This window comes from Halomonas sp. NYA30, from assembly GCF_976980765.1.
Genome location: NZ_OZ334477.1, coordinates 2059542 through 2071297, shown reverse-complemented (window position 1 = coordinate 2071297; position 11756 = coordinate 2059542). Strand labels below are relative to the sequence as shown.

Annotated in this window: 9 protein-coding genes, 1 tRNA gene and 1 other RNA gene; 8 read left to right on the top strand and 3 right to left on the bottom strand. The window is 53.6% G+C overall.

The features are described from left to right. Nucleotides 1-23: 23 nt before the first annotated feature. From ACWI0H_RS09430 to ACWI0H_RS09415, 4 genes are all read left to right on the top strand, one after another. A complete protein-coding gene (locus tag ACWI0H_RS09430; protein WP_022523383.1) occupies nucleotides 24-401 on the top strand; it encodes a diacylglycerol kinase in 378 nt (125 codons plus the stop codon). Next, nucleotides 383-1069 (top strand): phosphatase PAP2 family protein, encoded by a 687-nt coding sequence (locus ACWI0H_RS09425; RefSeq protein ID WP_022523382.1) that lies wholly within the window; start codon nucleotides 383-385, stop codon nucleotides 1067-1069. Before ACWI0H_RS09430 ends, ACWI0H_RS09425 begins: the two co-directional genes overlap by 19 nt. 24 nt (nucleotides 1070-1093) lie before the next feature. Beyond that, entirely contained in the window at nucleotides 1094-2761 is a 1668-nt protein-coding gene (locus ACWI0H_RS09420) for a phosphoethanolamine transferase (protein ID WP_035563669.1), read from the top strand. A 75-nt stretch (nucleotides 2762-2836) separates the two neighbouring features. Then, complete coding sequence (locus ACWI0H_RS09415) at nucleotides 2837-3205, top strand: hypothetical protein (protein ID WP_035563666.1); 369 nt, start codon at nucleotides 2837-2839, stop codon at nucleotides 3203-3205. A gap of 306 nt (nucleotides 3206-3511) precedes the next feature. On the opposite strand, the gene ffs is transcribed toward ACWI0H_RS09415, so the two are convergent. The 3 genes from ffs to ACWI0H_RS09400 all read right to left on the bottom strand — a co-directional run bounded on the left by ffs (nucleotide 3512) and on the right by ACWI0H_RS09400 (nucleotide 4772). Continuing rightward, nucleotides 3512-3608: signal recognition particle sRNA small type (ffs, locus tag ACWI0H_RS09410), an RNA gene on the bottom strand. Between the two features lie 52 nt (nucleotides 3609-3660). Beyond that, a tRNA-Met gene (locus tag ACWI0H_RS09405) sits at nucleotides 3661-3737 on the bottom strand. A 99-nt stretch (nucleotides 3738-3836) separates the two neighbouring features. Further along, nucleotides 3837-4772 (bottom strand): choline ABC transporter substrate-binding protein, encoded by a 936-nt coding sequence (locus ACWI0H_RS09400; RefSeq protein WP_339884722.1) that lies wholly within the window; start codon nucleotides 4770-4772, stop codon nucleotides 3837-3839. A gap of 191 nt (nucleotides 4773-4963) precedes the next feature. Between ACWI0H_RS09400 and betI the strand changes: the two genes are divergently transcribed. From betI to ACWI0H_RS09380, 4 genes are all read left to right on the top strand, one after another. Then, nucleotides 4964-5584 (top strand): transcriptional regulator BetI, encoded by a 621-nt coding sequence (gene betI, locus ACWI0H_RS09395; RefSeq protein WP_335597262.1) that lies wholly within the window; start codon nucleotides 4964-4966, stop codon nucleotides 5582-5584. A gap of 23 nt (nucleotides 5585-5607) precedes the next feature. After that, complete coding sequence (gene betB, locus ACWI0H_RS09390; protein WP_176303507.1) at nucleotides 5608-7077, top strand: betaine-aldehyde dehydrogenase; 1470 nt, start codon at nucleotides 5608-5610, stop codon at nucleotides 7075-7077. 204 nt (nucleotides 7078-7281) lie between these two features. After that, complete coding sequence (gene betA, locus ACWI0H_RS09385; protein ID WP_485875986.1) at nucleotides 7282-8955, top strand: choline dehydrogenase; 1674 nt, start codon at nucleotides 7282-7284, stop codon at nucleotides 8953-8955. Between the two features lie 202 nt (nucleotides 8956-9157). Next, a complete protein-coding gene (locus ACWI0H_RS09380; protein ID WP_485875985.1) occupies nucleotides 9158-11644 on the top strand; it encodes an acyl-CoA dehydrogenase in 2487 nt (828 codons plus the stop codon). Nucleotides 11645-11756 lie beyond the last annotated feature (112 nt).

The window sequence follows — 11756 nt, the reverse complement described above, 5'->3', positions numbered from 1 at the left end:
GTTACGTTATCGAGAGTACTGTCTTGCCTATTTCAACGACGTCAAAACCCAATGGCACGGGTTTCAAACGCATCTTCCGCGCTTCTATGAATGCAGTATCGGGTTTAAAAGCTTGCTGGATAAATGAGTCTGCCTTTAGACAAGAGGTGATGCTATGCCTCGTCCTCTACCCTTTTTTATTTTTTGTTAATGCCACTTCAGTGGAAAAAGCATTGCTGTTTTCTTCACTCACCCTTGTAGTGATAGTGGAGCTCATTAACTCCGCCATCGAAAGCACCATTGACCGTATTGGACTAGAACATAACGAACTTAGCGGGCGTGCTAAAGACATGGGGGCTGCCGCCGTCATGATGACCATTTTTATGATGATGGGTGTGTGGCTATGCGTGCTGCTCTACTAAATTCTTTCAAACCCGTAGCATCCGCCTGGCTTTTATTTATAATCGCCATGTCAGCCTTCAGCACTCTAAACATAGATTTTACGATAACGGACTTTATATATCGCCTTCAGGGTAATGCTTGGGCATGGAAAAACACCTTAATTACCCAAGATATTCTTCACAAAGGCGGTAAATGGCTAAGCTTGGCGATGGGTTTAGCCACACTCCTCCTATTAATACTAAGCACCGTGGTTACTCGTCTTAAAGCGTATCGCACGCCGCTTTTATATCTTTTTTCCGCAACGCTTCTTTCAGCGCTACTTGTAGCAACGATTAAACACCTAGTGAGCATGGAATGCCCTTGGGATTTAGTTCGCTATGGTGGGGCACGCGACTTTATTGGCTTGCTCAGCATACGGCCTTCCTCAATGCCAGCGTCCGCCTGCTTTCCCGCCGGGCATGCCAGCGCAGGGTATACCTGGATAGCCCTCTACTTCTTTTTTGCCGCCATACGGCCCCACTGGCGATGGGCAGGGCTTGCACTGGGCTTAGGGCTTGGCCTTACGTTTGGGATCACTCAACAGTTCCGCGGGGCGCACTTTCTCTCCCATGACCTCTGGACCGTCATGATTTGTTGGACCGTAAGCTTTGTCCTTTCAAGATTCTTATTACCCCCCAGCGTTCATTAATCTTTTCATATAGAGAGCCTTTCAATGCCCCCTTTGCTGTCATTGCCTTCAAAAATTGTAGGCACCGCTTGGCATTATCGCCCCACATTAAGTACGGAGCAGCTTGTCTTATGGGGTGTTGTCATATTCAGTGTTTTTTACAATGTCCCTTTTTGGCAACAAGCCTTTGCTGGCTATGACCCTCTTGCCGTCCAGACGTGGCTAACCTTTGCCAATATGTTTTTGGTGATGACCTGCCTTAACTATTTGATCTTCGTGAGCCTTGCTTTTCGAACGCTGGTAAAACCTTTATTAACCTTGCTGTTTCTGATTGCCGCCTTTGTCAGTTACTTTACCAGTTACTACGGCACCTATTTTGACACCTCCATGCTAGACAATGTGCTTCAAACGGACACTAACGAAGCACAGGAACTTCTCACCGCTGGTTTACTGATTCATTTGGCAATCTTTTTTGGCTTGCCTACCGTCATGATTTGGCGCGTTAACATCACACCTTCAACCTGGAAGAAGGCAATGTTGCGTCGCTCGGCTTATTGCCTTGCTAGCGCTGTTATATTGCTGTTAGCGCTCTTTTTATCTTATCAAGAAGTGTCGTCACTCATGCGCAACAATAAAGAGCTTCGCTACTTGGTGACCCCAGGTAATTATATTGTTTCGATGGCGCAGGCGCTTTCCAGCCAACACGCTTCCGCGAATACGGTGCGTTCCCCAGTGGGTGAGGACGCCAGTATCAGCTCACAAGCGGGTGACAAACCCACACTTCTCGTCATCGTGGTGGGCGAAACGGTACGGGCGGCGAATTGGGGGTTAAATGGTTATGAACGCCAAACCACACCTAAACTTGCCCTGCAGCCTGACGTTATCAATTTTTCAGATGTTTTCTCATGCGGTACAAGCACAGCAGTCTCATTACCCTGCATGTTTTCATTACCAGGGCGTGCCGATTACGCTAAATCGTATGCTCAGCAACATGAATCCTTGCTGGACGTATTAGCTCACGCCGGGTTAGAGGTCACCTGGCTTGATAACCAGTCAGGCTGTAAAGGTGTCTGCGACGGAGTGACAACAAAAGCGCTCTCGCCAGAGGAGTATGCGTCTTTATGTCAAGATGGACGTTGCTTTGATGAAGCACTGGTTCAAGCATTAACCACGCAAATTAGCGGTACCTCAGCAGATCAGGTGGTCGTGCTGCATCAGCTAGGCAACCATGGACCCAGCTATTACCAACGCTACCCTCCTGCTTATGAGCGTTTTGTGCCCACCTGCAACAGCGCTGATTTAGCCACGTGCTCAAGAGAGGCCATTACCAATAGCTACGACAACGCCATTCTATATACCGACACCGTATTGGATCAGGTGATTGAGACGTTAAAGCATCAGGATGAATACGCAACGGCGATGATCTATCTCTCGGATCATGGTGAATCACTTGGCGAAAAAGGGCTTTATCTGCACGGCATTCCCTACGCTATTGCCCCCGACGAACAGACGCATGTGCCTATGGTGTGGTGGCTGTCCAACTCATTTTCACAGCAGCAAGGGCTTGATACGGACTGCTTACGCCAAGTCTCTGATCAAGCCGCCTCGCACGATAACTTATTTCACAGCGTGTTGGGTTTGCTTGACGTAGCAACGGACGTTTACCAGCAGGCAAAAGATATTAGCCAAACGTGCCGGAGCCTCGCCAATTAATGAATGCTTAAGTGATCGTTAAGTATTCCATGGCAAGCTGCTTTCCACTCTGCTCAACTATTCTGGTGTATGCACATGGTTTTATCGCATTTATTGGGCTCCAGCCAAGGTTTTTGGAGACGGCTTCTACCCAAAAAAATGGCAACCTCGGAGGGCTTGGTAGGCGGTGTCAACGCCTCTATTCATTCTGCTAAATGGCTTTCCTTTAGAGCCAGCGTTGTTTTAGTTACTTTACTAGCGACTCTGCTGTGGTTAACGGGAATAGAAAACATCGAGATCACCATCGCCATATTAAGTGTAACGTCAAATGGTATATCACAGTTACTCGGTCGCTATTTTTCTCTCAGTGAATTGAAAATGGTTGAAAATGATTTGTTCGATACGCTCGACGCATTAGGAGCTGCAGGAGTTGGAACCTTAATAATTTTATATTTATTGGTTTAGCAAACTTAATATTTAATCCAGGGACAAAGCACCCTTGTTTATGCAGCTAGGTAAAACTAAAGAATGAAGAAAATAGCGGATGCATAAAATTCGAGCAGCGAGTCAACAGTTATTACTGTTATGGATTTTGCGCTACAAATTTATAGAGTTTCTGACACGGGGGTGGCTGAGCTTGTGTTTATAAATGACTCCACCCCATTTCGTAGAATTACTACAAAGATAGGTTATGTCACGACAAACCGGAAAATATGGCATTTTGGCTGGAATTCATATCACAACAGACTAGAAAAGCCAAAATGGAGGCGGCCCCAAAAGCCACATCCCGGCACACGCAGCCACCACTACCGTTGCTCCCTTCCGGGCCTGGCGGGGTTCGCAGTTTAGCGTTGCGGGAGGACCTAAGGGGCCACCATAACGGCACACTCGGTTGTTAAATAAGTGTGTTAATGCTGATGTGGTGGCTACGCCCTGATTTGAACAGGGGACCCCATCATTATGAGTGATGTGCTCTAACCAGCTGAGCTACGTAGCCTTTCCTCATCAACGGGTGCAGATTATGCCTATCTTAACGATGAAAGGCAAGCCGGATTCCGGCTTGCCCTGCTAGTTAACAAAGCGTATCGAAATTGACTTATTGAATAGCAGTACGCACGGCTTCAGCACCAGGCTCGCCGTTGCGTGTGGTCACGCCGTCTAACCACTCGTCAAGCACGCCATCATTGGCCTTCAAGTAATCACGCGCGGCATCACGAGGGTCTTCGCCATCATCCATGATCGCGCTCATTAGTTGGTTTTCCATTTCCAGGGTAAACGTCATGTTGCGCAATAGCGTTCCCACATTGGGGCACTCCTCCACAAAGCCCGCACGGGTATTGGTGTGCACCGTCGCACCGCCTAAATCTGGGCCAAAATAGTCATCGGCATCAGATAGGTAGGCCATCTCGAAGTTGGAATTCATGGGGTGCGGCTCCCAGCCTAAAAACACCATCCACTGCTCGTTGGGTACTCGGGCACTTAGCTCAGCCAGCATTCCCGCTTCGCTGGAATCGATTACCTGCCAATCGCCAAGGCCATAAGCGTCATCATCGATCATCTGCTCGATCATCTCGTTGCCGTCGTTACCCGCCTCGATACCATGCAAGCTGCGATCAAACTGGTCGGCATGCTCCGCTAAATCGTTAACCGAGGTCACGCCAGCATCGTAAACATACTGGGGCACTGCGAGGGTGTACTTCGCCCCTTCCAGGTTAGCCACCAGGCGCTCAACCTCGCCACGCTCGATATAGGGGTCGCTGATGGAAGCCATCGAAGGCATCCAGTTACCCAGGAAGACATCAAAATCATTGTTGCGCATGCCTGCGTAGGCGATCGGCACGGAAACCGTATCCACGCTTGGCTCGTAACCAAGCCCTTCAAGTACTTCACTGGCTAGCGCTGTCGTCGCGGTGATGTCCGTCCAGCCCACTTCTGCAAAGCGCACGCTGCTGCACTCGTCGGCGTAAGCTACCGCCGGTAGGCCTGCTGCCAGCAATAAAGCACCTGCGTAGCGTGAAGAAGTTCTGCTCATGATCGTGGTTCCCCTTAAACGTCTGCTGCGAACACTCAGTGGTGGCAGTGGTCGCATTCAGTGTAAATGTCGGCGTCTTTTTATTGATTGAACGTTCAATAAAAAAATGCCATCATGGTTAGGTAATCATGCCTGCGCCTGGGTTTCAAGCATCTACCCAAGTTAGGCATTCAACGAATTAGGAGAACGCTGTGCCAAAGGTGGGAATGGAACCGATACGCCGCCAGCAGTTGATCAACGCGACCATGGCAGCCATTGATGAAGTCGGTCTGGCAGAAGCCACCGTCATGCGTATTGCACGCCATGCGGGGGTTTCAGCGGGTATTATCAGCCACTATTTTGGCGGTAAAGACGGCCTGCTCGAGGCCACCATGCGGCAAATTCTGACTGATCTTACCAAGGCCGTGGCAGTGCGCCGCCATGCGTTGGAAGATGACTCCCCGCGTGCGTATATCGGCGCCATTATCGAGGGCAATTTTGATCGCACCCAGGTCACCGGCCCTGCCGCTAAAACCTGGTTAGCCTTCTGGGCCAGCAGCATGCATAAACCGATGTTGCAGCGTTTGCAGAACGTCAATGACCGCCGCCTTTACAGCAACTTATGTCACCAGTTTAAACGCGTCATGCCCCACGCCGAGGCCCGTAACGCGGCCCGCGGCTTGGCGGCCATGATTGATGGCCTATGGCTGCGTGGCGCCCTGACGCCTGAAGGTCTTGACGCGGCAGAAGCCCGCCACCTTGCGCACACCTATCTCGACCAGCTTTTTGCTCATCATGGATGCACTACGAAAGCATCCAACATTTACAGTTAATTTTCTTATTCATGGAGACCGACATGGCCGCTCAAAACGTACAGCCACTCTATATTGATGGTCGCCAGGTAGATGCCTCATCAGGCGACACCTTCACTGTCACCAACCCTTTTGATGGCAGCCTGCTTGCCACGATTGGTCAAGCCAGCCAAGCGGATGTCGACACGGCCGTAGAAGCTGCTCAGCGGGGCCAGCGGGAATGGGCTGCAATGACCGGCATGGAGCGCTCGCGCATCCTATTGCGCGCCGTTGCGCTATTGAGAGAGCGCAATGACGAGCTTGCCGAGCTGGAAACCCGCAATACCGGCAAACCGATCAGCGAAACAGCTAGCGTCGATATCGTTACCGGCGCAGATGCGCTGGAGTACTACGCTGGCTTAGCGCCTGCCATTGAGGGCAGCCAGATTCCCCTACGCGACACTTCTTTCGTGTATACCCGCCGCGAGCCGCTCGGCGTAATTGGTGCGATTGGCGCCTGGAACTACCCCATTCAAATCGCCTGCTGGAAAGCCGCCCCGGCACTGGCCGCAGGCAACGCGGTGGTGTTCAAGCCCAGTGAAGTCACGCCACTCACCGTGATGAAACTGGCGGAAATCTTTACCGAAGCTGGCCTGCCCAACGGTGTCTTTAACGTGGTACAGGGCGATGGCCGCGTAGGCGCCATGCTCACTGAGCACCCCGGAATCGCCAAGGTATCGTTCACCGGCGAAGCGGGAACCGGCAAGAAAGTCATGGCCGCCGCCGCTAGCTCGACGCTAAAAGACGTCACCATGGAACTAGGTGGCAAATCGCCGCTGCTGGTCTTCGCGGATGCCGACCTTGACCGCGCCGCAGACGCCGCCATGATGGCCAACTTCTACTCCAGCGGCCAAATCTGCACCAACGGCACGCGGGTATTTGTTGAGCGCAGCGTTAAAGAGGCCTTTGAAGCCAAGCTGGTAGAACGCGTCAAGCGCATCAAAGCAGGCGACCCGATGGACCCGAGCGTCAACTTTGGCCCGCTGGTTAGCTTTGAACATCAAGAAAAAGTACTTTCGTACATTGCTTTGGGCAAGGAGCAAGGTGCTCGTCTGCTCGTAGGCGGCGACGATTGGAACACTGGCAGCTTTGCCGATGGCGCCTGGGCTGCACCAACGATCTTCACCGACTGTACCGACGAAATGCGCATTGTGCGCGAAGAGATCTTCGGCCCGGTGATGTCAGTACTCGCCTTTGATGACGAAGCGGAAGTCATTCGCCGCGCCAACGACACCCACTATGGCCTAGCCGCAGGTGTCTTCAGCGAGAGCCTGAATCGCGCCCACCGCGTCATTCATCAGTTGGAAGCCGGTATCTGCTGGATCAATACCTGGGGTGAGTCACCTTCCGAGATGCCGGTAGGCGGCTATAAAGAGTCGGGTATTGGTCGCGAGAATGGTATCGAGACGCTTAACCACTATACCCAGACCAAGTCAGTTCAAATCGAGATGGGGCCGTTTGAGTCAGTGTTTTAACTTTCAGCACTAAGCTCCGCCGGTAGGCATAACACGAAGACGCTGTGAACCCATCCATGGGCGCTCGGCTTTTTTCATCTGACCGCCAAGGATGGCGGGAATGCCGGAATCGCATGGAGCACTTTCCGGCCCTGAAAAAGACGCTTCGCTTTTATGCCTACCGGCTCCCTTCCTCGACTCAGCAAGATTTCTAAAGGAGACTCTATGTCTCAACCACGCGAATTTGATTACATCATTATCGGTGCAGGTTCGGCGGGCAACGTACTCGCGACTCGCCTCACCGAAGACAGCAACGTCAGCGTACTGCTGCTAGAAGCGGGTGGGCCGGACTACCGCTTCGATTTCCGCACTCAAATGCCGGCCGCCCTTGCCTTCCCGCTTCAGGGTAAGCGCTATAACTGGGCTTTCGAAACCGACCCCGAACCCTATATGGACGGCCGCCGCATGGAGTGTGGCCGCGGTAAAGGCCTGGGCGGCTCCTCGCTGATTAATGGCATGTGCTATATCCGCGGCAATGCGCTCGATTACGACAACTGGGCCAAACAGCCCGGACTTGAAGATTGGGACTACCTGAGCTGCCTGCCCTACTTCAAAAAGTGCGAAACCCGCGACATTGGGCCCAATAGCTATCACGGCGGCGATGGACCGGTGAGCGTGACCACGCCAAAGTCCACTAACAACCCGCTCTATCGCACCTTTATTGAAGCTGGTAAACAGGCAGGCTACCCAGAGACTGAAGACGTCAACGGCTACCAGCAAGAGGGCTTCGGCCCCATGGACCGTTTCGTCACGCCCAAAGGCCGCCGCGCGTCCACGGCCCGGGGCTACCTAGACATTGCCAAGAAGCGCCATAACCTGACCATCGAAACTCATGCCGTTACCGATGTGATTGAGTTTGAAGGTAAACGCGCCGTTGGTGTTCGCTATGAACAAAAAGGCGAAAAACAGCAGGCCTACGTACGCCGCGAAGTGTTGCTATGCGGTGGCGCTATCGCCTCGCCGCAGATTCTGCAGCGCTCAGGCATTGGCAATCCAGAACTGCTGAACGAACTGAATATCGAGACGGTTCACGCCCTGCCCGGCGTGGGTGAAAATCTCCAGGATCACCTGGAAATGTACATCCAGTACGAGTGCAAAGAGCCAATCTCACTTTACCCGGCCTTGAAGTGGTACAACCAGCCTAAGATTGGCGCCGAATGGCTGTTTAATGGTACCGGCGTTGGCGCCAGCAACCAGTTTGAATCCTGTGGCTTTATTCGCAGCCGGGATGAAGAGGAGTGGCCCAACCTGCAGTACCACTTCCTGCCCATCGCCATCAGCTACAACGGCAAGAGCGCGGTGCAGGCCCACGGTTTCCAGGCCCACGTCGGCTCGATGCGCTCTGAAAGTCGCGGCCGTATCCGCCTGACGTCAAAAGATCCACATGCGGCGCCCAGCATCCTGTTTAACTACATGGCCAAAGAGAAAGACTGGCAAGAGTTCCGTGATGCTATCCGCCTCACCCGTGACATCATCGCCCAGCCAGCCTTTGAGAAGTACCGGGGTCGTGAAATAGCGCCGGGACCGGACGTGCAGTCCGACGCCGAACTCGACGCCTTCGTCAAAGAGCATGCCGAAACCGCCTATCACCCCTGCGGCAGTTGCCGAATGGGCGAAGGCGAGATGGCGGTCACCGACGGCCAGGGGCGCGTGCATGGTATTGAAGGTCTGCGCGTGGTCGACGCCTCGCTCTTCCCGGTGATTCCTACCGGCAACCTTAATGCCCCCACCATCATGCTGGCGGAAAAGATCGCCGACCGCATCAAGGGTAATGAGCCGCTGCCCCGGTCGAGTGTGGACTACTACGTCGCCAACGGCGCGCCTGCCAAACGCGCCTGAACATTCCCTCTGTTCGCTACTCAACATGCCATGGCTTCACGCCATGGCATTTTTTTATATCTAACAAGGCATCCGGGTGTAAACATACCTAAAGGCTTGCATAAAACCGCGCCTATCTGCCAATATTCAAACAAGTGTTCGATTAACGCGCTCATTAACAACAGCAGGCTGTCGTTATAGGCCTGAAACAGAGAGAACTACTATGCTCACCCTACTCCTTATCGTGCTCGCCATTGGTGGCCTGCTCGTGGTCATGCGTCGCGAAGCAGGCGCCCCCGCGGCGCTTGTGGTGCTTGGCGTATTAGGCCTTGTCGGCCTGCTGTTAGACGCTGAAGTGATCGGCGTTCTGCTATTGATTGGCGCCGCCGCTGTCGCCGTGGCAGGCCTGCCCGCCTTGCGTCGCAAATGGCTGACGCCGCGCCTATTCGCCACCTTTAAAAAAGTGGCGCCCAAAGTATCCGCCACCGAGCGCACGGCCCTGGAAGCAGGCAGCGTCTCTTGGGACGGTGAGCTATTTTCGGGCAAACCCCAGTGGGAAAAGCTGCTCGCCTTTAAAGACGAAGGCTTGCGCGACGATGAAAAAGCCTTCTTAGCCAATCAGTGTGCCAAAGCCGCTGGCATGTGTAACGCCTGGGATATCGCCCAAGAGCGTGCAGACCTGCCCCAGCAGCTTTGGGACTACCTGAAAAAAGAGGGCTTCTTCGGCATGATCATTCCGAAGGAGTACGGCGGCCTGGGCTTCTCGGCCAAAGCGCAGTCCATGGTGCTGCAAAAGCTCTCCGCCAACGAAACCCTGATGGTCACCGTGGGCGTACCTAACTCCTTGGGGCCTGGCGAGCTGTTGCTTAAATACGGTACTCAAGAGCAGAAAGATCACTACCTGCCACGCTTATCCGATGGCCGTGAGATTCCCTGCTTTGGCCTCACCGGCCCTCGTGCAGGTTCTGATGCCACGTCACTGCCCGATACCGGCGTTGTATGTAAGCAGACTATTAATGGCGAAGAAGTGCTTGGTCTGCGCCTTAACTTCGAAAAACGCTGGATCACCCTGGCGCCTATTGCCACTGTCGTCGGTCTTGCCTTCCGTCTATTTGACCCGGAAAAACTGCTGGGTAATGAAGAAGATCGCGGTATTACGCTGGCACTGATCCCCCGTGATACCGCTGGCATGGAAATCGGCCGCCGCCACCATCCTATCGGCAGCCCGTTTATGAATGGCCCGATTATCGGCAAAGATGTCTTTGTACCGCTGGACACCATCATTGGTGGCCCGGACATGATCGGCCAGGGCTGGCGGATGCTGGTCGAGTGTCTCTCGATCGGCCGCTGCATCACGCTCCCCTCCGGCGCTACCGGTACCGCACGCTACGCCTTGGGTTGGAGCGGCGGCTTCACTCGCGTACGTCGCCAGTTCAACGTGCCGGTGGCCGAAATGGAAGGTGTGCAAGAGCCCCTTGCCCGCATGGCAGCGCTGGCCTATATCTCCCAGGCCACTGTGTATCAAACCGCCAACATGATCGATCACGGCGAAAAGCCTGCAGTGCCCTCAGCCATTCTGAAAAGTCAATTGACCGAGTTCCAGCGCGTGCTGCTTAGTGATGCCATGGATGTTCACGGTGGCAAGGCGGTGACACTAGGCCCGCGCAACTACCTCGGTATCGGCTATAGCGCCAACCCGGTAGCAATTACCGTGGAAGGCGCCAATATCATGACCCGCAACCTGATGATCTTTGGTCAGGGCGCGATCCGCTGCCACCCTTACGTGCTTGAAGAGCTGGCTGCAAAAGACACCAATGACATGAAGGCGTTCGATAAAGCCTTCTTTGGCCACGCGGGCTTGATCTTTGGTAACGCCGCGCGCGCCTTTACCCTCGGCTTTGGCATCGGCAAATCCAGCGTTCCCTTTGATGGCCCAGCCACCATCTATGCTCAGGACATTGCCCGCCTTTCCGCTGGCTTTGGCCTATGCGCCGACGCAGCTATGGCAAGCCTGGGCTCAGCGCTGAAGAAACGCGAAATGATCTCCGCCCGGCTGGGGGATGTACTTTCTAATCTCTATCTGACCTCTATGGTGCTCAAGCAGTGGCAGGCGGGTAGCAAGGTAGAAGGCGAAGAAGCGCTGCTGCATTACAGCTGTCGCTTCCTGCTTCAGCGTGCCGAACAGGCGTTTGTGGAGATCTTCGATAATCTACCCAACCGTGCGCTGGGCAAGACCCTCAACGCCGTGGTGATGCCGACCGGCCGCCGCTGGAACAAACCCCACGACGACCTGGCGCGGGATATCGCTAAGCGTGTTTCTACACACAGCGCCCTGCGCACGAAGCTGCTGGAAAATACCTGGGATACAGACGACGGCGAGCAGCGCAACCCGCTGGCGCGCTACAACGCTTTGTTGGTCGATTATGACCGCGCCGAAGCGATCTACCGCACATTGAACAAGGCATATGCCAAAGGCGAGCTCCCTCAAACGGCGCTGCATCCAGAGGCACGTGTAGAGGCCGGTCTGGAAAAAGGTCTGATCAATGAAGAAGATGCCAACTTCATGCGCACCTTTGAGGCCGAGGTTCTGGAAATGCTCACCGTGGATGATTTTGCCTACGACGCATTTGCCAAGAACAAGTCCACGCTGATCGATCACAACGGCAAAACAACACCTGCACCACAGCAGGAAGAAGAAAACGTTAAGTAACCACTATTATTCAGTAAGTTACTGATAGGCATAGCCGACTACTGCGCGACAGTAGTCGGCTTTTTGTGTTCGCTTTCTACGCCTAAATGCCTAGTCTTATCGCCCAAAAACG

Excerpts from the sequence above, each read along its gene's own strand:
- ACWI0H_RS09380 (WP_485875985.1), top strand. The coding sequence starts at position 9,158 with ATGCTCACCCTACTCCTTATCGTGCTCGCCATTGGTGGCCTGCTCGTG.
- betA (WP_485875986.1), top strand. The coding sequence starts at position 7,282 with ATGTCTCAACCACGCGAATTTGATTACATCATTATCGGTGCAGGTTCG.
- betB (WP_176303507.1), top strand. The coding sequence starts at position 5,608 with ATGGCCGCTCAAAACGTACAGCCACTCTATATTGATGGTCGCCAGGTA.
- ACWI0H_RS09400 (WP_339884722.1), bottom strand. The coding sequence starts at position 4,772 with ATGAGCAGAACTTCTTCACGCTACGCAGGTGCTTTATTGCTGGCAGCA.
- ACWI0H_RS09425 (WP_022523382.1), top strand. The coding sequence starts at position 383 with ATGCGTGCTGCTCTACTAAATTCTTTCAAACCCGTAGCATCCGCCTGG.
- ACWI0H_RS09415 (WP_035563666.1), top strand. The coding sequence starts at position 2,837 with ATGGTTTTATCGCATTTATTGGGCTCCAGCCAAGGTTTTTGGAGACGG.
- ACWI0H_RS09420 (WP_035563669.1), top strand. The coding sequence starts at position 1,094 with ATGCCCCCTTTGCTGTCATTGCCTTCAAAAATTGTAGGCACCGCTTGG.